At 70.0% G+C, this 23,928-nt stretch carries 21 protein-coding genes and 2 tRNA genes; 6 read left to right on the top strand and 17 right to left on the bottom strand.

The window, feature by feature from the left end; genetic code table 11:
* Positions 1–98: 98 nt before the first annotated feature.
* The 5 genes from LY40_RS21485 to LY40_RS21465 all read right to left on the bottom strand — a co-directional run bounded on the left by LY40_RS21485 (position 99) and on the right by LY40_RS21465 (position 5,215).
* A complete protein-coding gene (locus tag LY40_RS21485) occupies positions 99–1,193 on the bottom strand; it encodes a S1 family peptidase (protein WP_258937974.1) in 1,095 nt (364 codons plus the stop codon).
* A 249-nt stretch (positions 1,194–1,442) separates the two neighbouring features.
* Positions 1,443–1,610, bottom strand: a complete 168-nt coding sequence (gene rpmG, locus LY40_RS21480) for a 50S ribosomal protein L33 (RefSeq protein ID WP_075848953.1) — start codon at positions 1,608–1,610, stop codon at positions 1,443–1,445.
* Positions 1,611–1,664: 54 nt separating this feature from the next.
* A tRNA-Met gene (locus LY40_RS21475) sits at positions 1,665–1,738 on the bottom strand.
* A 210-nt stretch (positions 1,739–1,948) separates the two neighbouring features.
* Positions 1,949–2,020 (bottom strand) — tRNA-Thr (locus LY40_RS21470).
* A 357-nt stretch (positions 2,021–2,377) separates the two neighbouring features.
* Positions 2,378–5,215, bottom strand: a complete 2,838-nt coding sequence (locus LY40_RS21465; protein ID WP_258937973.1) for an EAL domain-containing protein — start codon at positions 5,213–5,215, stop codon at positions 2,378–2,380.
* Positions 5,216–5,507: 292 nt separating this feature from the next.
* On the opposite strand from LY40_RS21465, the gene LY40_RS21460 reads away from it, so the two are divergent.
* The 3 genes from LY40_RS21460 (at position 5,508) to LY40_RS21450 (ending at position 9,294) form a co-directional block, all read left to right on the top strand.
* The gene (locus LY40_RS21460; RefSeq protein WP_258937972.1) at positions 5,508–6,539 is read left to right on the top strand and encodes a GNAT family N-acetyltransferase; all 1,032 of its coding nucleotides are present in this window, start codon (positions 5,508–5,510) and stop codon (positions 6,537–6,539) included.
* A 328-nt stretch (positions 6,540–6,867) separates the two neighbouring features.
* On the top strand, positions 6,868–8,628 hold the full coding sequence (gene ctaD, locus LY40_RS21455; RefSeq protein ID WP_443687892.1) for an aa3-type cytochrome oxidase subunit I: 1,761 nt from the start codon (positions 6,868–6,870) through the stop codon (positions 8,626–8,628).
* 180 nt (positions 8,629–8,808) lie between these two features.
* The gene (locus LY40_RS21450; RefSeq protein ID WP_258937971.1) at positions 8,809–9,294 is read left to right on the top strand and encodes a DUF309 domain-containing protein; all 486 of its coding nucleotides are present in this window, start codon (positions 8,809–8,811) and stop codon (positions 9,292–9,294) included.
* 139 nt (positions 9,295–9,433) lie between these two features.
* On the opposite strand, the gene LY40_RS21445 is transcribed toward LY40_RS21450, so the two are convergent.
* The 7 genes from LY40_RS21445 to LY40_RS21415 form a co-directional block, all read right to left on the bottom strand.
* Positions 9,434–10,138 (bottom strand): tyrosine-protein phosphatase, encoded by a 705-nt coding sequence (locus LY40_RS21445; RefSeq protein ID WP_183779760.1) that lies wholly within the window; start codon positions 10,136–10,138, stop codon positions 9,434–9,436.
* Positions 10,139–10,426: 288 nt separating this feature from the next.
* On the bottom strand, positions 10,427–11,644 hold the full coding sequence (gene fdhA / locus LY40_RS21440) for a formaldehyde dehydrogenase, glutathione-independent (protein ID WP_183779763.1): 1,218 nt from the start codon (positions 11,642–11,644) through the stop codon (positions 10,427–10,429).
* 288 nt (positions 11,645–11,932) lie between these two features.
* Complete coding sequence (locus LY40_RS21435) at positions 11,933–13,135, bottom strand: MFS transporter (RefSeq protein WP_258937970.1); 1,203 nt, start codon at positions 13,133–13,135, stop codon at positions 11,933–11,935.
* Between the two features lie 369 nt (positions 13,136–13,504).
* A complete protein-coding gene (locus tag LY40_RS21430; protein WP_258937969.1) occupies positions 13,505–14,362 on the bottom strand; it encodes a LysR family transcriptional regulator in 858 nt (285 codons plus the stop codon).
* 20 nt (positions 14,363–14,382) lie between these two features.
* The gene (locus tag LY40_RS21425; protein WP_183779771.1) at positions 14,383–15,138 is read right to left on the bottom strand and encodes an SDR family oxidoreductase; all 756 of its coding nucleotides are present in this window, start codon (positions 15,136–15,138) and stop codon (positions 14,383–14,385) included.
* Positions 15,139–15,321: 183 nt separating this feature from the next.
* Positions 15,322–16,545, bottom strand: coding sequence for an MSCRAMM family protein (locus LY40_RS21420; RefSeq protein WP_183779774.1), 1,224 nt, complete (start codon positions 16,543–16,545; stop codon positions 15,322–15,324).
* Entirely contained in the window at positions 16,542–17,045 is a 504-nt protein-coding gene (locus LY40_RS21415; RefSeq protein ID WP_183779778.1) for a carboxypeptidase-like regulatory domain-containing protein, read from the bottom strand. The genes LY40_RS21420 and LY40_RS21415 overlap by 4 nt, the downstream gene beginning before the upstream one ends.
* A gap of 529 nt (positions 17,046–17,574) precedes the next feature.
* Here LY40_RS21415 and LY40_RS21410 point away from each other — a divergent pair.
* Complete coding sequence (locus LY40_RS21410) at positions 17,575–18,234, top strand: TetR/AcrR family transcriptional regulator (RefSeq protein ID WP_258937968.1); 660 nt, start codon at positions 17,575–17,577, stop codon at positions 18,232–18,234.
* Positions 18,235–18,302: 68 nt separating this feature from the next.
* On the opposite strand, the gene LY40_RS21405 is transcribed toward LY40_RS21410, so the two are convergent.
* From LY40_RS21405 to LY40_RS21390, 4 genes are all read right to left on the bottom strand, one after another.
* Positions 18,303–18,674, bottom strand: coding sequence for an iron chaperone (locus LY40_RS21405; protein WP_183779781.1), 372 nt, complete (start codon positions 18,672–18,674; stop codon positions 18,303–18,305).
* 125 nt (positions 18,675–18,799) lie between these two features.
* The gene (locus LY40_RS21400) at positions 18,800–19,612 is read right to left on the bottom strand and encodes a glucose 1-dehydrogenase (protein ID WP_258937967.1); all 813 of its coding nucleotides are present in this window, start codon (positions 19,610–19,612) and stop codon (positions 18,800–18,802) included.
* A gap of 78 nt (positions 19,613–19,690) precedes the next feature.
* The gene (locus LY40_RS21395) at positions 19,691–20,533 is read right to left on the bottom strand and encodes a helix-turn-helix transcriptional regulator (RefSeq protein WP_258937966.1); all 843 of its coding nucleotides are present in this window, start codon (positions 20,531–20,533) and stop codon (positions 19,691–19,693) included.
* Between the two features lie 143 nt (positions 20,534–20,676).
* The gene (locus tag LY40_RS21390) at positions 20,677–21,459 is read right to left on the bottom strand and encodes an SDR family oxidoreductase (protein WP_183779789.1); all 783 of its coding nucleotides are present in this window, start codon (positions 21,457–21,459) and stop codon (positions 20,677–20,679) included.
* A 113-nt stretch (positions 21,460–21,572) separates the two neighbouring features.
* On the opposite strand from LY40_RS21390, the gene LY40_RS21385 reads away from it, so the two are divergent.
* Together LY40_RS21385 and LY40_RS21380 are read left to right on the top strand one after the other, a co-directional pair.
* Positions 21,573–21,923: a MerR family transcriptional regulator gene (locus LY40_RS21385; protein ID WP_183785024.1), complete on the top strand. Its 351-nt coding sequence runs from the start codon at positions 21,573–21,575 to the stop codon at positions 21,921–21,923.
* A gap of 256 nt (positions 21,924–22,179) precedes the next feature.
* Positions 22,180–22,812 (top strand): HNH endonuclease family protein, encoded by a 633-nt coding sequence (locus tag LY40_RS21380; protein ID WP_183779792.1) that lies wholly within the window; start codon positions 22,180–22,182, stop codon positions 22,810–22,812.
* 103 nt (positions 22,813–22,915) lie between these two features.
* Here the strand turns inward: LY40_RS21380 and LY40_RS21375 are convergent, their stop codons facing one another.
* A complete protein-coding gene (locus LY40_RS21375; RefSeq protein ID WP_258937965.1) occupies positions 22,916–23,695 on the bottom strand; it encodes an aminotransferase class IV family protein in 780 nt (259 codons plus the stop codon).
* Between the last annotated feature and the right edge of the window lie 233 nt (positions 23,696–23,928).

Raw genomic sequence — 23,928 nt, 5'->3', positions numbered from 1 at the left:
TCGAACACAGCCACGCGCAAGCGTGCCCTTGAGGATCCGGGCCGGCGGGCGGGAGCCACAGGTGCCCTTGGGGGCGTGAGGAGTTGGCGAAGTATCGGTCAGTTCAGGGACATGCCGTAGGCGGACAGAGCCTCGGTGACGGGCTGGAAGTAGGAGCTGCCGCCGCCCATGCCGGAGGTGATGCCCACGCCGGTGCTGCCGGAGAACAGGCAGCCGCCCGAGTCGCCGGAATCGACCGCTGCGGAGGTCTGGATCAGTCCGTCGACGGCACCCTCGGCGTAGTTGACCGTGACGTCGAGAGCCTGGACGGTGCCGCACGTCAGCTGCGTCGTCGAGCCGCTCTTGCAGATGTCCTGGCCGACCGTGGCGTTGCCGGCCGACGTGATGTCCTGCGTGCTGCCGTTCCACAGCGTGACAGCGCCGGGTGCGCTGCCGGTGTCGTTGCGGATCAGGCCGTAGTCGTTGCCGGGGAAGCTGGCGTCGACCGACGGGCCGACGTTCCACTGCGAGACGGCGCCGGTGCAGTGGCCGGCGTCGAGGATGTAGTTCTGGGAGGAGTCGTTGACGTTGAAGCCCGCAGAGCAGCGACTGCCGCCGCCGGTGATGGCTTCGCCGTTGTAGATGCTCTGCTGCATGCCGCCTGCGACGTGTTCCACGCGCACGGTGTCACCCAGTTTCGCCGCGGCGGCGGTGAGCTTGCGCGCGCCGTCGTCGGCGGCCTTCTCGCCGATGGTCAGCACGAGCTGGTTCGCGGCCGGGTCGAGACCGAGCGAGGTGTGCGCCACGGTGGGCAGTGATTCGAGTTTCGCCCGCGCGGCATCCAGCTGCTCGGTGGTGTGTTCGGCGACCTCGGCGGTGACGCCTGCGGCCTCGGCCGTGGCTGCGGCCGCCTGCGTGGCGACGGTGACGACCGGCTTGCCTGTCGCGTCGAGGTGTTCGCCGACGAGGTCGCCTGCGATGGCGGACCTGACCTCGTCGAGCGTTTCGACGCTCTCCTGCTGGGTCTGGAGCAGGTTCGCGGCGGCTGTCTCGCTGATGCCACGTTCACTCGTCAGTGTGGTGATCGCTTCATCGGCGACGACGTCCGAGTAGCCCTCGATACCCGGGACGGATGCGGATGCGGCCGGGGCGAACAACCCCAGGGCCAGCGCACCCGCGGCGGCGGTGATGGCGCTCTTGCGCGACGTGTTCATGACCGACAACTCACTTTCCCGCAGGGTTGGGATGTGTCACCGAGGAGTGTGAGTTGGCGATCAATCGCCGGGTAGGTCCTTTCGAGGGGATCTTTCTCACTGGGGTTGCGATTGCTCAGAAACTGACAAGTCGTCCCGCGGGATGTGTGTGGTCGTGACAACCAGCCGGTGGGGCCCTGGACACAAAGAACCGCCCTCGCCGGTGTGGCGAGGGCGGTTCGAAGGCTGTCGGCCGGGAGGCCGCTGGAGTCAGCGGGTCTCCTTGTGGGCACGGTGCGTGCCGCACTTGGGGCAGAACTTCTTCATCTCAAGACGGTCCGGGTTGTTACGCCGGTTCTTCTTGGTGATGTAGTTGCGGTCCTTGCACTCCTCGCACGCGAGGGTGATCTTCGGGCGAACGTCGGTGGAAGAAGCCACGGTTTTTCCTCTTTCAACGATGAGTGGGCCACCGCCGTGGCCGTATAGTCCGAGTAGCGGGAGCGGGACTCGAACCCGCGACACCACGATTATGAGCCGTGTGCTCTAACCACCTGAGCTACCCCGCCCTGCCTACCCCAACCTAGCCCAAACCCAGCCGAAACGGACGTTCCTGTGGCGCGCCCCGCACAAGAACCGCACCGCAAACCCGTCCGCCGACTTCAGGTCCGGGGGTCCGGGGGCGAAGCCCCCGGGTGGGGTGTGGGGGCTACGCCCCCACAATGATCAGCGAACGATCCAGGCCGACGCAGTCCGTCGGCAGACCACTCCCAATCGCGAGCCCCTTAACGGGTTCGAACCGTTGACCTTCTCCTTACCATGGAGACGCTCTGCCACTGAGCTAAAGGGGCGTGCTCAACGAGCCTCGAATAGAGTACCCGAGGACCGAGGTCGCTCGAACACGGGGGTGGCGTTCCCTACCGTCGCCGGTGAAACCTCAGGTCAGCCGCCCGGCCTCCGGCGGAGCCCTCGTCGGCATCCGCATCGGCGGAACCCCTCCACGGTGGCGTCTCGGACCGTGACACCCACCGTCGGCCCTGCCGTCGCAGCGACGTCTCCCACGGCCACAGCCGCGGCGATGACCGGCCACAGTCGCGGGACCGGCGTCCGCGCTGCGGCGACGTCATCCCGTCGGCGCACTCCTCCGGCAGCACCGTCACAGCGGCACCGTCACAGCGGCACTGGCGGCACCAGCGCGGCAGCATCCGTCACGTCAGCAGGGTCAGCACCGTTTCGTCGCGATGGCCCGACGAGCGCGCCGTGCGGGCCACCAGCCACGCCTCAAGGCGGTCCTCGGCCAGCGGCCGCGAGATCAGATACCCCTGCGCGACGTCGCAGCCCATGGCTTCGAGCTGGTCGCGGGACGAGTCGTCCTCGACGCCCTCGGCGACGACGGACAGTCCGAGCGAGTGGCCGAGCTCGACGATGGAGCGGACGACGGCGAGGTCACCGAGGTCGCTGCTCATGCCGAACACGAAGCTCTTGTCGATCTTCACCTGGTCCACGGGGAGCCTGCGCAGGTAGGCCAGCGACGAGTAGCCGGTGCCGAAGTCGTCGACGGCGAGTTCGATGCCCAGGTCGTGCAGTTCACCCAGGATCGGCAGCGCCCGCTGCGGGTCGGCCATAACGGCGGACTCGGTGATCTCGAAGGTCAACAGCCGCGCGGGGACACCGTGCCGGGTGAGGGCGTCGGCGACCTCGTCGGCGAAACCCTCGTCGGCGAGGCTGCGCACGGACAGGTTGACGGCGACGGAGATCTCGATGCCCTCGTCGAGCCACCGCCGCACCCGGTCGAGCGCCTGGTCGAGCACGAACGAGGTGAGCGCGCCGACGAGTCCGGTGGCTTCGACGGCGGGCACGAACTCGTCGGGGTTGACCCGGCCGAACTCGGGGTGCACCCACCGCACGAGGGCTTCGACGCCGACGACGTTCTTGTCCGGCAGCGACACCTTGGGCTGGTAGTGGACGCTGACCTGGCCGTCCTCGAGCGCCTGCCGGAACTGGGTGACCAGCTGGAAGCGGCGGAGGAAGATCTGGCCCATGCTCGGCACGTAGCCGCGGACCTCCTCACCGCCGCGGGTCGCGCGCACGGCGACGTCGGCGCGCTGCAGGAGTGCGTCGACGTCGGGGTTGTCGCCGTCGTCGCCCGCCACGTTGCTGCAGGCATAGCCCACCATGGCGTTGGCTTCGACGCTGAGTTTCTCGACGGGATACGGATCGGACGCCTCGGCGCGCAGGCGTTCGGCGACGGCGTGAGCCTCGTCCGCGGTCCGGTCGAGCAGCAGTGCGGCGAACGACGCGCCTTCGAGCCGGGCCAGCGGCACCTCGGGGCCGAGCACGTCGCGGATACGACGGCCCGCGGCGACGACCATACGATCGGCCCAGGCGTAGCCGAGGGCGTCGCTGACGGTGGAATAGACGTCGAGGTCGAGGCGCAGCACGATGGCCTGCGCCTGCGCGTTGGCCTGCGCGGGAGCAGCCGGCTCGGCGACGCGCTCGGCGAGCGGTTCGGCGGCGATCTGGCGGAAGCCGGGCCGGTTGAGCAGCCCGGTGAGCGGATCGTGATACGCGTCGTGACGCAGCGTGGCGAGCAGCCTCCGGTTGTCGAGCGCGGTGGCGAGGTGGCTGGCCATGGTGCCGAGGAGCTGCACGTCGTACTTGCCGAAGCCACGCCAACGGGACAGTCGGTCGTGCGCTTCGACCAGGCCGAGGAGCTGGTTACCGCTGCGCAGCGGTACGACGAGGGCCTCCTGGGCGCCGCGGGCGCCGAGCGCGGCCCTGACGGCGACGTTGCCGTCGGTGAGCCGGAAGTGCCGCACGTTGGCGCCGGGCAGCCGCAGCAGCGGATCGTCGGGCCGGAGCTGTTCGTCCGGCAGGTCACCGCCGACGACGAGGACGTGCATGGGCTCGTCCGGTTCGAGTCGCAGGCGCAGCACGACGCGGCCGGCGGCCAGCTGGTCCTTGATGCGCTCGGCGATGCTGTGCCACTCGTCGAGATCGAGACCCGTTTCGAGTTCGCCCGGTTTGCCCGCGGGCTGAGCGGCGACCTGGTGGTCGGAGCGGGCCACCATGAGGCTGACGTCGAACAGCGCCTCCATGTCGCGCTGTTCCCGCAGCAGGTCGGAGTAGGCCCAGTACAGCGCGACGAGGCCGATGCTCACGGCGACGACGATCGGCCAGGCGCCGGGAGTGCCTTCGATGACGAGGTAGCCGGTCAGACCCGCAGAAGCGTTGACGAAGCCGACCACGAGGATCCGCGCGGCGAGGCGGACGACGGTGCCGATCTGCATGCGCCGCCGCAGCACACGCACCGCGGCCATCGCGAGGATCGTGCTCGCCAGCGGTGCCGCGAGGGTGCCCGCGAGCGCAGCGGGCCACGGCATGCCTCCGGGCTGGCCTAGCGCGGAGGCCACGACGTGGGCGATGGCGAACGCGCTGGTGACCTCGATGAGGAACGCACCGGCGTTGTACAGCACCCGTCCGGTGACGCGGCGCGCGAGCAGGGTCGTGACACCGGCGACGACGTGAGCGGCCAGCACCACTTCGAACGGCGCGACGAAGAAGCCGATGACCAGCGGTATCTCAGTGAAGGAGATCGTCCACGAGATGCCGCTGCGCACGTCGACGTTGACGCCGAGCTGTTCGGCGGCCAGGAACGACACCGCCAGCAGCGGGCCGATCCACCACAGGTGCGCCGAGCCCTCGAACGGCTGCAACTCGGCGACGGAGATGGCGCCGAGGATGCCGACGGCCAGAACGAACGCGGTGTAGAGACGGAACCGGAACTCGTCGCCACGCGTCGCAGGGGTGGTCGACGACCCCGGGGATTCGGGACCGGACCGCTCCGCGGATCGGGACGGGTCGTCGGAACGGGCCGGGTCGTCGGAACGGGCCGGGTCGTCGGAACGGGCCGGGTCGTCGGAACCGGATCGGTCCGCGCGGCCGGGTCCACCTGCGGCGGATCCGGCGGGCTTGCCTGCCTGCGCGCTCGTGCCCGCGGGCGCGCGGCGTGCCTGGCCCATGCCACCTTCCCCTTCCTTGACCATCCGCGTTTCACTCGTCGGCTGGATGTCCCGATACGGACGACAACTGTCCGCGAACGAGGCATAAACCGTACCCCGCACGACGGACAAAGCATCTGATTTGACCACCGTCAGGTCAACTCGGCGTGAGCCCGACATGAACGTAAGGCTTCGTTAACCGCATGCGAGTGATACCCCATCGGCGTCGATCGCGGCCAGTAGCAGCTGCTGATCACCCATTGGATGTCATGATGTGCACTCGGTGAGATACGCCATAGAAGGCGGTCGAGCCACGATGCCTACAGGGAGGTGGGACATGCAGGCACAGCCGGCCCACGACACCGGATCCGACCACGAGGCCGAGCGCGACAGGAACGCCCAGCACGGCAGGAACGGAGCCCGCGGCGGCGCCGATCGCGACACGGCCGTCCTCGACGGCTACGCCGAGCGCATGGCGGCCACGGACCCGCTGCTGCCCACGTTCACGAATCCCGCCGCATCGGCGTCGGCCGTACTGCGGACCCGCGACGGCATCGCGTTCGCCACCCGGTCGGCGGTTCCCCCGCGGTCGATGGGGTCGCTCTGGCGGCCGTTGGTCGAGTACCGGCTGGACCTGCGGGTGGCCGGCAGCGACCCGGGCGCCGCCGTCGACGGGCTGCTTTGCCGGTGGGAGGACCAGCTCGCGGAGGCCGTGTCCTACGACGAGGGGTACGGCTGGGACAGCGCCGCCGTCGTCACGCGGCCGAGCAGGGACACCACGGGCACTACGGCGTTGTTACGCCGCGGATTCGCCGCCACCCGCGTGCTCGCGGTGCGGCCCGCCAACCGGTTGGGGGCCGGCCCGCCCGCCGTACCGGGAGTGCGCATCCGCGCGGCCGAGGAGAAGGATCTGCCCGCCCTGACACGGATGCGCGCCGAACTGCACGCCTACGACGCGCAGTTCGGCGTCGTCACCGCGCGCTCGGACGCGCTCGAACAGCTCACCGAGGACGCGCGCGCCCAGCTCGCGGCCGACAGGCCGGTGCCGCAGCTGTGGATCGCCGAGCTGTACGGCAGGCCGCTCGGGTTCCTCGAGATCGAACTGCCTCCCGAGGCGAACTGGATCGCCGGCTACGTGCACGCCGACCGCGTGGCCTACCTGGCTTCACTGCACGTCGCGGAGGAAGCGCGCAGCAGCGGCGTCGGCTCTGCCCTGGTCGCGCACGCCCACCAGCTGTTCGACTCCGAGGACATCGAGGCGGCGTTACTGCACCACGCGCTGGAGAGCCCGCGTTCGACGCCGTTCTGGTACGCCCACGGCTACCGCCCGCTGTGGACGTCCTGGTACCGGAGACCCGCCGTCGGCTGACACCCAGACCCGCGTGTCCTGCACCCAGACCCGCGTGTCCTGCATTCAGACCCGCGTGTTCTGCGTTCAGACGCGCGTGTCCTGCGTTCGCGTCGACGTGTTGCGGGTTCCGGGAGCCGTAGTCTGCTGACCGCCGCCCCTCACGGGTGCGCCGTCGTCGCCACCGGTCCCGCCGGGACGCCCGCGCGACGACGAAGCGCTGCGATCACGGCCGCGCGAACCTACCGTCGAAAAGGGACCGTCCCCCGCCGCAGGTGAAGGTACTGGTGGAGGTGCCACCGTGACCACGCACTCGGTAACGCCCCCGACCGAGGTGACCCCGACGCGGATCTCCCGCGACGAGCCGCCACCGCGCAAGGGCGGGCTGCGCATGCTCAGCCTCGCGCGCACGACGGACCACAAGGTCATCGGCATGATGTACATGGCCACGTCGCTGGCCTTCTTCATGGCCGGCGGGTTGATGGCCCTGCTCATGCGCGGCGAGCTGGCGCGGCCCGGACAGCAGTTCCTGTCGCCGGAGCAGTACAACCAGCTGTTCACGATGCACGGCACGGTCATGCTGCTGCTCTACGCGACGCCGGTGGTGTTCGCGTTCGCGAACCTGGTGCTGCCGCTGCAGATCGGTTCGCCCGACGTGGCGTTCCCGCGGCTGAACGCGTTCTCGTACTGGCTGTTCCTGTTCGGCGGGCTGATCGTGCTGAGTTCGCTCATCACGCCCGCGGGGTCCGCCGACTTCGGCTGGACGGCCTACGCGCCGTTGTCGCGCGCCCAGTTCTCCGTCGGCGTCGGCGGCGATCTGTGGATCATGGGACTGGTCGTGTCCGGCCTCGGCACGATCCTCGGCGCGGTCAACATGATCACGACGATCGTCTGCCTGCGCGGACCGGGCATGACGATGTGGCGGATGCCGATCTTCACCTGGAACATCCTGTTCACCAGCGTCCTGGTGCTCGCGGCGTTCCCGATCCTGACCGCGGCGCTGCTCGGCCTGTACGCCGACCGCATGCTCGGCGCGCACGTGTTCGACCCCGCCAACGGTGGCGCGATCCTGTACCAGCACCTGTTCTGGTTCTTCGGCCATCCCGAGGTGTACATCGTGGCGCTGCCGTTCTTCGGCATCGTCACCGAGATCATCCCGGTGTTCAGCAGGAAGCCCCTGTTCGGCTACCGGCTGATGGTGCTGGCGACGATCGGCATCACGGCGCTGTCGTTCGCCGTGTGGGCACACCACATGTTCGCCACCGGCGCGGTGCTGCTGCCGTTCTTCTCGCTGCTCACGTTCGCGATCGCGGTGCCGACGGGAGTGAAGTTCTTCAACTGGATCGGCACTCTGTGGAAGGGCCGCATCACGTTCGAGTCGCCGATGCTGTGGTCGCTGGGCTTCATGGTGACGTTCCTGCTCGGCGGGCTGACCGGGGTGCTGCTCGCCGCGCCGCCGATCGACTTCCACGTGCACGACAGCTACTTCGTCGTCGCCCACTTCCACTACGTCCTGTTCGGCACGATCGTGTTCGCGACGTTCGCCGGCATCTACTTCTGGTTCCCGAAGTTCACCGGCAAGATGATGAACGAACCGCTGGCCAAGCTGCATTTCTGGCTGACGTTCGTCGGCTTCCACACGACGTTCCTCGTGCAGCACTGGCTCGGGTCGGAGGGCATGCCGCGCCGCTACGTCGACTACCTGCCCAGCGACGGCTTCACCGCGCTCAACACCGTGTCGACCATCGGCGCGTTCATCCTCGGCGCGTCGATGCTGCCGTTCGTGTGGAATCTGATGCGGAGCTGGCGGTTCGGCGACCCCGTCGAAGCCGACGACCCGTGGGGCCACGGCAACTCCCTCGAATGGGCGACCACGTGTCCGCCGCCGCGGCACAACTTCCACGAGCTGCCACGCATCCGCTCCGAACGGCCGGCGTTCGAGCTGCACTACCCGCACATGCTGGAACGCATCCACGGCGAGGGCCACATCACGTTCACCGGCAAGGTCAAACCCCACGACTCCACGCCGAAACCGGCGTCGAAGCAGACCACGGACGCGGCTGGGTCCGCGGATCCGGACTCAGCAGGACCGGACACCGAGCGGCCCTGACCGAGCCGGCTGCCGACGTCGCGGGCTGTGGCATGGCCGGGGACCGTGGTCGCGGGCCGTGGTCGCGAGCTGTGGTCGCGAGCTGTGGTCGCGGGAAGTGGCCGCGGGAAGTGGCCGCGGGAAGTGGCCGGGGCGAACTCGCCCACGATCGCGCGCGAACGGGCGTGTCAGACTCGGGGCGTGAGTGGACGGCTGCAGCGTGACAGGGACGAGGAAGGCAGGGCGCGGAACGCGCGCCCGCGCGACGGCCTCGGCAGGCCGTTGCCGTACGGAGCGGCGGGTGTCGAGCGAGCGCCGGAGGGTGTGGAGCGCACCCCGGAGGCGACGGTCACCGAAGCACAGGAGCTGCTCGACGACGGCAAACCGTTCCACGCGCACGAGGTGTTCGAGGACGCCTGGAAGTCGGGGCCGGATGCCGAACGCGGATTGTGGCGCGGACTGGCGCAGCTGGCGGTCGGACTGACCCACGCGGCGCGTGGCAACTTCACCGGCGCGGCCTCGCTGCTCACGCGCGGCGCCGAGTCGATCGAACCGTTCACGAGCGAGGCGCCGCACGGAATCGACATCGCAGGACTGTGCGAGTGGGCGACGACCCTCGCCTCCGGCATGCCGGCTCGCACCGAACCGCCCGACGCGTCGACGATCGCCCCGCGCCTGCGCCCGTGACCGTTGCGCCCCTCGGGCCGCGCGTTGCGGATTCCGGAGCCCGTGTTGCAGATCCCAGGGCCCGTGTTGCCGATCCCGGGGGCCGTGTTGCGGATTCCGGGAGCCGTGTTGCAGATCCCGGGGGCCGTGTTGCGCCGCGTCACGCCAACAGGCGGCGGCGCAGGGCCATGAGGTCGGCGTCGTCGGCACCGCCGGCATGCAGCACACCCTCGACATCGAGGCCGGCATGCACGTCGAGGAACGCCTCCCGCGGCGTGGTGCCGTGACGGGCGAGCAGGTCGAGGATCTTCGGCTCGTCGCCCGGTCTGCCGAGCTGCGCCCACAGCGGACGGAGCCGTTCGCGGCTGAGTTCGTAGTCGTCGGCGATCGCGGCACCGGGCACGCCGACGAGGCTGAGCAGGATCAGTACCAGCAGGCCGGTGCGATCGCGTCCGCTCGCGCAATGCACCAGGACGCCGCCCGGCCGGGCGGCCGCCACGGCGCGCACCGCGGTGACGACGAGGTCCGGACGCCGGTCGACCAGCTCGCGGTAGCACAGGGGCGTGGCGTGCAGCCCGGTTTCGGCGTAGTAGGCCCAGAAGTCGTCGCCGACCGGGTCGAGCGGTGCGTGCACCACATCGATCCCGCTCGGCACGACGACGTCGGCGCGTTCGTCGTCGTTGCGCAGGTCGACGACGGTCCGCACCCCGTGTTCCCGCACCGCCTGCCACCCGGCCTCGGTCAACAGCCGCGGTTCCTCCGACCGGACGACCGCACCCCACGTGATCATGCCGCCGTCAGCCGTCGGCAGGCCGCCGAGGTCACGTGCGTTGTAACTGCCTTCCCATCCCACATGTCGTTCCATGCGGAGTGGACGCGTCGCGTCCGGCCCTCGTTGCGCGGCGGGAGTGCCCAGTACGCGAACCACGCGCCAAGCTCACCGGAGCGCCGAGCGGGCGACAGGCGACGCAACGCGGCCCCCGAACCCGCAACACGGCCCCCGGAGGGCGCAACACGGCCCCCGTAAAACGCAACACGGCTTCACACTCACGGCTGGGGTGCGGTCGCGGCGGTCGCATCCGCACCCCAGCCTGCCGAGCCTCCCAATCTGCCCAGCCGCCGCGGCCTGACCGGCCGCCACGGGTCGGGGGTGTCAGGCCGCCGGGGCCATCCCGTGCGGGTCGATGACGAACTTGCGGGCCACGCCGCTGTCGAACTCCTGGTACCCCTGCGGCGCCTCGTCGAGCGAGATCGTGGTGGCGTTGACGGCCTTGGCGATGTCGGCCTTGCCACTGAGGATCATGTTCATCAGCTTCCGGTTGTACTGCTTGACCGGGCACTGGCCGGTGGTCATCGAGTGGGACTTGGCCCATCCCAGCCCGATCCGCACGCCGAGCTGGCCGACCTTGGCGTTCTCGTCGGGAGCGCCGGGGTCGCCGGTGACGTACAGGCCGGGGATACCGAGCGATGCGCCCGCCCTCGCGATACCCATCACGTCGTTGAGCACGGTCGCGGGCTGTTCACCGGCGTCCTTGCCGTGTCCGCGCGCTTCGAAGCCGACGGCGTCGACGGCCGCGTCCACCTCGGGTTCACCGACGATCTGCTCGATCATGTCCGCCAACGGCGCGTCGTTGCGCAGGTCGACCGTTTCACATCCGAAACTCCGCGCCTGTCCGAGCCGCTCCGGGATCATGTCGCCGACGATCACCGCCGACGCCCCGAGCAGTTGTGCGGCGTGTGCGGCCGCCAGTCCGACGGGTCCCGCACCAGCCACGTAGACGGTCGAGCCGGTGCTGACCCCAGCCGTGTACGCACCGTGGTATCCGGTGGGGAAAATGTCGGACAGCATCGTCAGGTCGCGGATTTTCTCCAACGCCTGGTCCCGATCCGGGAATTTGAGCAGGTTGAAATCGGCGAACGGCACCATGACATATTCGGCCTGACCGCCGATCCAGCCGCCCATGTCGACGTATCCGTAGGCCGCGCCGGGGCGTGCGGGATTGACGTTGAGGCAGATCCCGGTCTTTCCCTCGTTGCACATCCGGCACCGGCCGCACGCGATGTTGAACGGCACCGAGCAAATGTCACCCTGGTTGACGAACAGGACGTCCTCGCCGGCTTCCACGACCTCGCCGGTGATTTCGTGGCCGAGACTCTGGCCGACGGGCGCGGTCGTGCGCCCTCGCACCATGTGCTGATCGCTGCCACAGATGTTCGTCGTGACGATCTTCAAAATAGCCGCGTGCGGCGCTTTCTTCTTGATTCCGAGTCCTTCGACAACGTCGCCGGGCAATTCCAGTTTCGGGTAATCGATCGATTCCACCGCGACTTCACCGGGCGACTTGTAAACGACAACGCGATTGTCCGGCATTTGCGAACCCCTTTGTCTGCTGGCCGGTTGGATGCGTATCCACGCATACGTCAACGTAGTAGCGCGGCACGGTGAACACCATTCGGCGAACAACCACTCGGCGATCGCCACGCCGGCCACGCCGCCGCACGGGCGGACCGGCCTGCACGAACGCAGGACACGCGGGTCCGAACGCAGAACACGCGCGAGGGCACAGTCGCGCGCCAGCGCTTCAGTGAGGGGCGGTGGCCGGGCGACGGGCGGGCGCAGGAGACGCGCGCACGACTGCAGGACCCGCGGGCCACGAGGTCACAGGTTCGTGCCGCGCACCGCGCGCCAGGTGAATCCTCCCGAGAGGCCGAGCAGCGCCGCGGTCACGAGGAACACCGACCCGGCGCCCGCCACTCCTGCGATGCCACCCGCGCCGAGCGGCACGAGCACCTGCCCGAGGCGGTTCCCGGTGAGCCGCAGCGACAGCGCCGAGGCGCGGCTGCGCTCGGTCACCAGGCTCACCACCCAGCTCATCGTGAGTGGCTGCCCCACGCCCCAGAGGAACCCGACGACCACCAGGAACACACCGATCACGACCGGGTTCGGGATCACAGGGATCAGCGCCATAGGAGCGGCCGAACACAGCGTCGCGGCCAACAGCATCCACCGCCGCGGCACCACGCGCAGCAGTGCGGGCAGGAAGGTGCGCGCGACGATCGCGGAGCCGGTACGCAGCATCAGCAGCACGGTCACGGTCAGCACACCGAAGCCGTACTGGTGGCCGAGCACGGGCAGGAACGCGGCGAGCACGTCCATCGACGTCAGTACGACGAGGCTGCTGAACATCGCGGGGCGCATACCCGGTGTGGCGAGCATGGTGGGCACCGACTGGGCGGCGCCGTGCTGTTCGGCGCGTGCCCGCTGTGCTCCCACGACGGGCATCAGCAGCGCCGACGGCACCGCGAGCGCGGCCAGCACCGCGAGGGCCAGCAGCCCCGCCGTGGTCGACACTCCGCCGGAATCGCTGCTCGCCGAGGTCACGAGGCCCGCGACGGGCAGTCCGGCCGTCTGGCCGATCGACGTGGCGAGCGCCCAGCCCGCGAAGCGGCGGTCGATGTCGCGGGCGTCCGACAGCAGCGGGATGAATCCCTGCCCCGCGACCGTGACGAGGATCTGTGCGAACCCGAGGAGGATGTTGCCGGCCGCGAGCACGACGAGGTCGGTGCTGAGGGCCAGCACGAGCAACGCCGCGACGGTCGCGGCCACCCCGGCCCGCAGCACGCCGGCGGGATGGCCGTTGTCGACCGCCCTGCCGACCGGCACCGCGACGACGAGCGGCAGCAGCGCGAACAGGGCCGTGATCACCCCGAGCGCCGTGCCGTCGCCGCCGAGCTCGAGCACGCGGTAGGACACCAGCATGCGCGCGGCGTTGTAGGCGGCCTGCGTCAGCAGCGTGCCCGCCCACAGGTGCGGATACCAGCGCGCGGTGCGACCCGACTCCCCCGGCACCGCGGCGGTCACGCTGCCGTCTCGGGCACCGCGTTCCCTGACGTCGCACGCCGGGAGGCCGTCGCCCTGGACGTCACACCCCGGGACACCGCACCTCGGGACGCCGCACCCCGGGACGCCGCCGCGCGGGACACCGCTGACACGGACACCGCCACCCGGCACACCACGGCCCCGGGCTCGCCGCGGTGCGACGGGACCGTCCTGGACGCCGCCGTCCGGTCGGTGCCTGCCCGGCCTGCGTCGGCCACCCGCTCGGCGTCACCGGCCCGATCGATTCCCCGTGTCATCGAGGCCCCCTGCTCATGATCGTGTCGACCCCTGGCGGCCTCAGTATGCGGCGGCGCCCTCCCCGGCTGCGGTGGGGAGGGCGCCGCCGACGGGTCAGCTGACCGATTCGAGGAACGCGTCCCTCGCGTCGGAGGCCGTGTGCTGCGGCCACAGCGCGTGCAGCGGGACGTGGGCAGGGGGCGCCAGTTCCAGCACCCGCACGCCACCGCCCGCGGCGGGTCCCGGTGCCGCGGTGACGAACGCGACACCGCCGGTACCGGTCACGGCGGTGACGGGCGGTGTGCCCTGCACCGGGTTCCGGCGCGTGTGCGGCTCGAATCCCGCGCCACGGCACAGGCCGATGAGCAGGTCCGTGTATCCGGAACGTCCCGGTTCGCCCCAGACGATGATCTCCTGGTCGGCGAGCTCGGAGAGCTGAACCTGGGTGCGGCAGGCCAGCGGGTGCCCTTCGGCCACGGCAACGTGGAGCCGCTGCCGCACCACGAGCGTGCGGGCCAGGCCGCGCGCGGGTGGCATCGCGCGGCACAACCCGAGGTCCAGCTCCCCGGAGAGCAACTCGCGGGTCAGCTCGTCCGGGTACCGCTGGTTGACGCGCGTGTCGCTGCCCGCGGCCGGCAACAGCGCGGTCACCTCGTCACCGGTGACGGCGGGCGTGTGCCCGATGCGCAGCGTCTCGCGCTCGCCGCGGCCGATGCGGCGTGCCCGCTGCACGGCCGACCGCGCGACGCCGTGCAGCACGCGCGCGTCGGCCAGCAGCGCTTCCCCCGCGGGCAACAGCGTCACGCCGGCGGAACCGCGTGCCAACAGGTCGACGCCCACTTGGCGCTCCAGCGCACGGACCGAAGTGGACAGTGCCTGCTGCGACATGTGCAGCCGTGCGGCCGCTCGCGTGAAGCTGCCCTCCTCGGCCACGGCGACGAGGTGGTCGAGCTTGTACAGGTCCAGACCCACGCGTCAGCCTTTCGCAGCGATCAGCGGGTGGTGTAGCCACCGTTCGGGAACATCGTCTGACCAGTGAACCACCAGCCGTCGGTGGCCAGGAACAGGATGATCGGCACGATGTCCTCGATCTGGGTGAGCTGATTGCCCATCGCCTGCGACTTGTGGAACTCGACCCGCTCGGGCGTCTCCTGCGGGTAGAAGAACGGCGTGTCCATCGGACCGGGCGCTACGACGTTGACCGAGATACCGCGGTCGGCGAACTCCTTGGCAGCGGCGCGGGTGAAGTGTTCCAGCGGCGCCTTGCCGCCCGCATAGGTGGAGTAGCCGTCGGTGAACGCGGCGAGCAGCGACGTCCCGAGGCTGATGATCTTGCCGTTGTCGCTGAGCCTGCGCCCCGCCTCCTGGATGAAGAAGTACGCCGCCTTGGAGTTGACGGCGAACATGCGGTCGTACTCCTCCTCGGTGGTCTCCAGGATCGGCTTGCGCAGGACCATGCCCGTGGTGTTGACGGCCACGTCGACCCGCCCGAAGCGGTCGACCGCGGCGTCGAACACGGCGCGCACGTCGGCGACGCGCGTGAGGTCGCCCTGCGCGGTCACGGCTTCGCCGCCCGCCGCCGTGACCTCGTCGACGGTCTTCTCGGCGTCGGATGCGGACGCGTCGCTGTGGTAGTGGACGACCACCTTCGCGCCCAGCTGCCCGAGCCGCCTGGCGAGCAGCCCTCCCAGGTTCTTCGCGCCGCCTCCGAGTACGACCACCTTGTCGCGCAGGTCCGTTTCGGCCATGGTGTGACTCCCTCGTATCGGTTTCGCCGTTGTGACGTCACCGACGCTAGGAGCGCCGCGACGACGAGGGGAAACACGCGATTCGCGTGGGCCCACAAGCGGCGCGGATACCCGGCGGCTCACCTGCGGTTCTCCCGGCGGTTCTCCCGGCGAGGACCGCCGCGCGTGTCCTCAAGCGGGCCTTCAGCCTCCGCGGGGCGACTGCGGCGGCACGGCGGCGAACACCTCGGTGGCCGGGCCGGGGTCGGGATCACCACCGGCCCCTTCGGCCGACGCCGCACGCAGCCTCAGGTCGGCGAGCGTCGCACTCGGCCCGATCGTCTGCACGCACGGCGCCGCGGGCGCGGTCGTCACCGTGTAGCTGCCGGGAGCGACGGCGCCGAACCGGTAGCGGCCGCCGTCGTCGGTCACGGTCGAGCTGACGACGGCGCCGTCGGCACCGCGCAACAGCAGCCGTACGCCGGACAACGGCCAGCCACCGGACGTGACGACCCCGGTGAGGGCTCCGCGCAGCTCCAGTTCCAGGTCCGCGTCGGTGACCGGGCCTTCGTTGAGCGCCACGACCGTCGCGACGGGATCGGCCAGGGGCGCCGCGGCGACCAGCGTGATCTGCGGGGCATCGACGCCCGCGAGGTAGTAGCCACCGTCCTCTCCGGACACGGTGCTGGCGATGACCTCGCCCGCCGCACCGATGGCGGTGACGGTGGCGCCGGGAATCGGCCTGCCGGCGATACGTTCCCGCACCGTGCCGCCGATACCGGACGTCGGTTCGAGCGTGATGTCGAGACGCGACGGCATCGGCCCCGGCGGCACGACCGTCGCCTGTGGACGGTAACCGGCACGCGCGAACACCAGTACGTAACTGCCGGGTTCGAGCCCGGACACGTGGAACACGCCGCTCGCGTCCGTGGTGGCCCGCGCGCACTGCGAGCCGGTGCGGTCGGTGACGGTCACCGTGACCTCGGGCAGCGGACGCTGCCCACCCTGCACGACGCCGGACAGCACCGTCGTCGGCTGCTGTCCGCCCAATGCTCTCGCGCGCATGCCGCGGAGCCCGCTGATGCTGCCGAAGTCTCGGACCATGCCGTCGGCACCGGCCGCGGGCTCGGACTCGCCGGAGAGGCCACTGCCGCCGAGGTCTTCGCGTTCACCGGCGTCACCACGCTCGTCGAAGAGTCCGAGGTCGGCGAGAGTGCCGGACTCCACGGCGTGGTCGTCGGATTCGCCGCCACGGGTGCTCGACTCGTCGTGCACACCGGTGCCGTTCACGCTCGCCCCGTTGTTGCCGGCCCCGTAGCCACCCGATCCGTTGATGCCGCTCCCGTTAATGCCGACGGTGCCCGCACCGAACCCGTTCGATGGCGGTTCCTCCTGCGGCCACTGCGGGTATTCGCCTCGCGCGCTCACCGGGGAGCCCTCCTCGGGAACGCGGGCAACGCGATGTCGTGCCGCTGATCGCCCGCACGGACGACGACCTCCTCGTGCACCGCGGGATGCTCCACGGCGACGAGAGTGAGCGGTTCGGCGGGCAGGCCGTCGAGTACGTATGAGCCGTCCTCACTCACGGTGCTGCCCGTCACGGCGCCGTCGCGGCGGTACGCGGTGACGGTGGTGACGGCGGGCAGTGTCTGTCCACCGTGGGGCGGCTGCCCGGCGTGGGGTGCGGCGGCCTCGGCGTGGAGTACGCGGCCGCGAACCGTGCGGGCCGGCGGCTGTGCGTGGCCAGGTGCGGGGCCCGCCTGCGATTGAGGGACGGGGGCGGGCTCGCCGGCGGCGTGGAGGTCGGGAGCCGTGGCGGGCCGGAACGCCGTGGGGACATCGCGGCTCGCTTCGGCGGGCGTCGCATCCGGCGGAGTGTCCGCCTGCCGTGACTCGGCCGCGGCGGAGCGCCGCTTCCACAACCTCACACGTTCCTCCACAGGTCGTCCCGACTTCCGGCCGCACACCGACCCGGACACACGGTGACGCCGGGCGGTGACGGGCCCGGACACCCGTACCCGGGTTTGCAACATGCAGCGATTCCACCGGATGAGTGACGCGAGTACCGGTATTTACCACCCTTGCGACAGCTAAAGCAACTGTTTGACACGGGACGCGCACGCTCCGGAGGCGGCGCACACCGGGGTGGCGATGTGAGCTTTCCTCTGCTGATCCCGCCGCCACCTGGGCCGACGGCGAACTCTCACCGAACCGACACCGATCCGACACGGGCGCGTGACACGCGAGCACGTCGCGCTACACACAGTCGACCGGCGGAATTCGGACACCGGATACTCACCCACAGGGGGCACGTCTACGGCAGTCACGTCACGATTCGTAACGAACCCCGCTGACCTGGCGTAACGTGTCGGAGATGGCGTTCGTGCCGGGCACGGACGTCGGCGCGGTGCGCGCCCGAAAGGGAGAAACGCGGGAACCTCGGTGAGGGGGTCACGGGTGACGACGTCGGACAACGCCGCCGGGAAAACGGTGCAGCCGCCCGCCACGGGATCGACTCGCGAGATCATTCTCGCCACGGCGGAGCGGCTGTTCGCCGAGCAGGGCGTCTACAACGTGTCGAACCGGCAGATCAGTGAAGCCGCGGGCCAGGGAAACAACGCGGCCGTCCACTACCACTTCGGCACGAAGCACGACCTGATCACTGCGCTGGTCGAACGGCACCAGGATGCGCTCGCCCGCCGCCGCGCTTACCACGTCGCGCAGGTCGGCGACGACCCGAAGCTGCGGGACTGGGTGGCGTGCGTCGTACTGCCGGTGACCGACCACCTCGCAGAGCTGGGCAGGCCGACGTGGTTCGCGCGGTTCAACGCCCAGCTGGTGACCGATCCGATGCTGCATCCGATCCTGGACCGGCGGTTCCGTGCGGATCCGGCCATGGCGACGGCGGTGCAGGGGCTGCACCGGTGCGTGGCGCACCTGCCTCCGGAGGTATGTGCCGAGCGTTCCGACATCACGAAGCACCTGATGATGCACATGGTCGCCGACCGGGAACGCGCCCTGGCGCAGGGAACACCGACACCGCGCGATACCTGGTCCGACGCCGCAACGGGGCTCGTCGACGCGATCGTCGGGGTCTGGCAGGCGCCCGTGAGCTGACCTGCGCGGGGTTGTCCGCAAGGTCCGTGCCCCCGTTCCGGTCGCAGGTTCGACCGGAACGGTGGCCGTCACATCCAGTTGACGCCGTCGCGTTCGTATTCGCTGATGCGGTGGACGATCATGCGGCGCAGCAGGTCCTCGGGGATGTCCTGCGTGTGGCCGATCTTGACGGAACCCTTGCCGGGGTTGAAGTCGCCGAGTTCGGCGTCGAACGCCTCGCGCGTGCTGGGGGTGAAGACGACACTGATGTGCTTGGCGTAGCCGCCGAGCATGAACAGGATCGTGCCGGAGGCGTGAATCCACGCGGGTTCGCCCCACTTGACGGCTTCGGTCGTGCCGGGGGCCGCCTCCCGAGCAAGCTCCCGCACCGTCTCGAGGCGTTGCCGCACCACCGGGTCGAACCTGTCGAGGTACTCGTCGACGCTCTGCGCGCGTGCCATGGACCGACTGTAGCCCCCTCAGCCGTTACGGGGGCTACAGCCGAACGCCACCCACGGCCCCGGAGTCGCGGGCCGCGGGTGGTCACGGCCCGCGCCGCTCGTGGCGACGTCGCCGGAGCGCCCGTTCAGCCGCCGGCAGCGGCGGCGACCAGGCCGCCGTCGATGACCAGGTCCTGCCCGTTGATGTAGGACGCCGCCGGGGAGGCGAGGAAGGTGACCGCGGCGGCGACGTCGTCGGCGGTGCCGAGGCGACCGGCGGCGATCGAACCGACCACGGCCGCGTGCGCGTCGACGTCGACGTTCTCGTGGAACATCGGCGTTTCGATGTAGCCGGGGCTCACCGAGTTGACCCGGATGCCCTTCGGACCCAGTTCGGCCGCGAGCGTGTGCGCCAGGTTGTGCACGGCTGCCTTGGTGGCCGCGTAGAGCGACCCACCGGCCATACCGCGGTGCAGCGTCCAGGACGCGTTGATCACGACCGAGGCATGTTCGGACAGCAGTGGCAGTGCCTTCTGGATGGTGAAGAACATGCCTTTGAAGTTGATGTCCACCGTGCGGTCGAAGTCGGCCTCGGTGATGTCCTGATTCGGCTGGAACGAGGCCACGCCTGCGTTGGCGAAGAGCACGTCCAGTCGGCCGTACCGGTTCCGGATCTCGGCGATCAGCTCGTCGAGGTCGGCGAGGTCGGACACGTCACCGCGCACGCCGAGCACGCGGTCGCCTCCGCCGAGCTCGGTGACCGCGGCGTCCAACCGGGTCCGGTCTCGTCCGGTGATGATCACCCGGGCCCCCTCCCCGAGTAGTTGCCGCGCCGTGGCGAGGCCCATGCCGCTCGTGCCGCCGGTGACGAGTGCGACCGTGCCGTCGAATCGTTCGGTGCTGTGTGTCGCGGTGCTGTGGTGTGCCGGGGTGCTGTGTGTCGCGGTGCTGTGTGTCATGGCTTCGAGTTTTCGCGCAGGGACACGGGGCAACCAGTGCGCATTCAACGTGGGACCGGCAACACCACCCTCGGCGGATCAGGCCGGCGCGGGTGATCGCGTCAGCCGCGCCAGCGGCTCGTCGGTTCCGGTGCCGGGCCGCGGGTTGTACAACTCCAGGTACCAAGCCGGCTGGTCGGCGACCACGAGCGTCGTCGTGTCGAAGATCAGGTCACCGACCTCGGGGTGGTGCACCGCCTTCACCGCCTGCACCGGCACGCCCACTTCGTGCCGGGCCCACAACTCGGCGAATTCTGGGCTGGTGGCGCCGAGTTCGTCGACCACCCGTCCGAAGCCCGGGTCGTCGGGGAAATGCGCCGCGTCGGCGCGGAACGCGGCGACCACAGCCGGAGCCACGGATTCCCAGTGCGCGTGCATGCTGCGGTACCGCGCGTTGCTGAAGAACGAGACGAGGCAGTTGTGGTCGGTGTCGTCGTAGCCGAACACGGTCCGCGTCGCATCGTTGATGGCGAGCAGGTTCCAGGCGCGGTCCCGCAGGATGGCCGGCCGCGGCGACCACGTGTCGAGCAGGTTCCGCAGTTCCGTGGTGACCCCGGAATCGCGCGCCCTGGCGGTGTCGGCAGGTGGGTTGAGCCCGGCCAGCAGGTAGAGGTGTGCGCGTTCGGGTTCGGTCAGGCGCAGCGCCCGGCTGACCGCGTCGAGCACATCGGCAGAGACGTTGATGTCACGGCCCTGTTCGAGCCACGTGTACCAGGACACCCCGACCCCGGCGAGCGAAGCGACCTCCTCGCGCCGCAACCCGGGTGTCCGGCGCCTGCCCGCCGTCGCGATGCCGACGTCACCGGGCGTGAGCCGTGCCCGGCAGGTACGGAGGAAGTCGCGGAGCTGTTCCCGGCGGCCGGCAGGAGATGCGCTGGTCATGAGGCACGGTAACAACGCGGGTCCACGACAAGGCCCGCGTCGCGGACGGTCGTGATGCGAATCGCCCCGTGACAGCGGCATTCAGGGTCATGCGGCATCGACCGTTCCGCTCCGAAACGCCCGCCTCGACCCGGTCGGTGGTGTCAGCCGAGAAGCATCCCGCCGTCGACGACGACCGACTGCCCGGTCATGTAGTCCGCGTCGGCGGAAGCGAGGTAGGACACGACACCGGCCACGTCCTCCGGGCGTTGAACGCGTCCGAGCGGGATCTCGGGGACTGCGCCGGCGATGACGTCGCCCGGCTCGCCGCCCTGCAACGCGACCATCTCGCGGTCGAGGTCGTCCCACATGCTCGTGTGCACCAGGCCGGGCGAGTAGGCGTTGACGACGATTCCGTGCTCGGCCCATTCGAGCGCGGCGGCCTGCGTCAGCGCGCGTACGGCGAACTTGGATGCCGAGTAGTGGCCGACCAGCGCCGAACTCTGGTGCGCGGCCACCGAGGCCGCTCCGATGATCTTGCCGCCGTGTCCCTGCCGGATCAGCTGGCGGGCCGCTGCCTGGTAGGACACGAGCGCGCCGCGCGCGTTGACCGACATCACGCGGTCCCATTCCGCCGTCGACAGCTCCAGCAGCGGCACCGCGCTGACGATTCCGGCGTTGGCCACCATCACGTCCAGGTCGCCGAGAGCGTCGACGGTCGTCTCCACCAGACGTGCCATGTCGGCCTCGTCGGTCACATCCGCAGCGAGCGCATGCGAGAGCACACCGCGGGCGGCGAGTTCACCGGCAAGTTCGTCGAGTTGCGGTTGCGTCGACGCGAGGTCGCTGACCGCGACGCGGAAGCCGTCGTCGGCCAGCCGCCGCGCGACGGCTCGTCCAATGCCTCCGGCCGCGCCGGTCACGATGGCCACCCGGGTGTCGTTCATGCCTGCCTCCACTCCGTCTTGCTCCGTTGGGCGGGCATCACGCTAAAGTCTCACATCAGTGTGAGGGTCAAGTGACGAAAGCAGCGACGAAGGCAGCGACGAAGGCAGTGACGATGCGGATCGGTGAACTCTCCCGGCGGACCGGCGTCAGCATCCGGCTGCTGCGCTACTACGAGGAGCAGGGACTGCTCTCACCCGAGCGAGGGGCGAACGGCTACCGGAACTTCCGCGACAGCGACGTCGGTGCGGTGCGCCAGATACGCACGCTGCTAGCCGCCGGGCTGCCGACGCACACGATCGCCTGGCTCCTGCCGTGTGTGCGCGACGAAGGCGAACGCCTCGTGCTGTGCACCGAGATGGCCGAGGACCTCAGAGGCGAACGCGCTCGCATCGACCGTCAGATCGAGACCCTCATGGCCTCTCGCGAACTCCTGGACGACGTCATCTCCGCCGCACACGACTGAGAAGACGGCGGCGGCGCCGTCGCTGTCGCGGTGCGGCGCTGTCCCGCCCGTCGTCACGCACACCGCGGGGTGAACCCGTCACTCGTCGACACCGCGCGCTCCGGAGCAGCCGACGACAGCTTCGAGCGGGCGCGCCGGGCCCGACATCGTGATCATGCTGACCTTGCTCGCTCCCCCTGTGCCGCGAGGGGGCACGCATGCCGGATGATCATCGCCGGGTTTCTCCGAACGTTCCACGTCCCGCCGAAAGGTTCCGATGAGCACGCGCACCCGCACCAAAGCCCTCGTGACCGCCGTCGTCGCGGTGTTGGCCGCGGGCGGCTACTACCTGTCCGGCGACCTCGACCTCAACGGCGACGACGTTGGCGACGCCGCCGCGACGGGGACGGCGGACCTGTCCGAACTGACGGTCACGCCGGAAGACACGGGTGCCCACTACGACCGCGACGACTGGCCTCATTGGAGCTCGGTCGGCGACGGTTGTGACGCTCGAGACGCCGCCCTGCGCAACCAGGGCCGCAGCATCGACGTCGGCGACGACTGCGACATTTCCGGGGAATGGACCAGTATCTACGACGGCGAAACCGTCACCGATCCGTCCGAACTGGACATCGACCACTGGGTGCCGCTCGCCGAGGTGGCCCGTTCCGGTGCCCGTGACTGGTCCGAGCAGCAACGTGAGGAGTACGCGAACGACCCCGACGTCCTGGTGCCCGTGACCGCCTCGTCGAACCGGTCGAAGGGCGACCAGGACCCGGCGACGTGGTTGCCGGACGAGGACCGCTGCGGCTATGTGACCAAATGGGTGCAGATCAAGCAGCGCTACGAACTCACGGTCGACAGGGCCGAAGCCGAAGCGATCCGAGGAGTTCTGGCCCGCTGCGAGTGACGTCGGCCGTGGCACCCGGTGGCCCGGTGGCGCCCGGAGTCCGAAGTGACCACCGGGAGAGGTCCGAAACCGGGGAGGACCCTATCGCTCCGTAACCGGTCGATCACACGGTTTCGGCGGGAATCTCCAGGTAGACGTCGCGGAGCTGCTGCAGCATCTTGTGCTCGGTCGGCCACTCCGTCGCGTCGATGGCGGCCACGGGCCGGATGCCGGTCGCGGCGTTGGTCGCGAAGGCCGCGTCCATCGACGGCAGGTCGGCGAGCGTCAGCGGCTCGGTCGAGATGGGCTCATCGAGTACCTGGTTGATCAGCGTCATCGTCGTACCCGGCAACCACTCGGAGCGCGGCCAGATGATCCGGCCGTCACGGATGAACCCGACGTTCGAGGTCGCCATCTCCGAGATCGTGCCGTCCGGGTTCAGGAACAGAACGTCGTCGTAGCCCTCGCGCTGCGCTTGGCGCCGCTGGTGCATCGCGCCGAACAGGCCGACGTGCTTCACCGCGGGCAACTCGCGCCGGTAGGACGCTGCTCGCAGGCGCCACGGCGCCGGCTCGGCCGACGACGCCCCACGCGTGGTCACGAGCACCTGCGGCTGCGCGTCCTCCCCGATCGTTCCCAAACCCATCTCGGGGTCGTAGATCGTGACGCGAACGGTCACCGGCTGGTCGAGGCCCTGCAGCGCGTGCCGGACGTACTCGCGCACCCGCTCGGTGTCGAGTTCGGCGCCGAAGAGCGTCCGGCAGTCCCGCGTCAACCGTTGCAGGTGCAGCGAGAGCCCGCGCACACTGCCGTCGTCGACGAGCATCGACGTGAAGTGTCCGTAGTTGGTGAGCGCGAGGGCTTTGACCTGCTCAATCGTTGCGGGGACGCCGTTCAGTTCCATGCCTACAGACTCCCACCGGCGCGTCAGCACCTTGCGATCGCCGGGCACGGTGAGGTGTTCGGCGAGACAGCAGGGCCGCATCTTCCGACCCGAGCTCCATCCTCCCGGTGAGAGGCACAGGTAACCGGGAGCCGACGACAGCCCGGCAGCGCCTGGGCTACGCACCTACCTGGCACGGCGGCATACCGCGACGCTGCCCGCACGCGGCTCGGCAATGGGGGTCCGGGGGTCGC

The organism is Prauserella salsuginis, assembly GCF_024648885.1.
Classification (GTDB): Bacteria; Actinomycetota; Actinomycetes; order Mycobacteriales; family Pseudonocardiaceae; genus Prauserella; species Prauserella salsuginis.
Note: the sequence above shows the minus strand (reverse complement) of the source record. Positions and strands in the feature narration are given on the sequence as shown.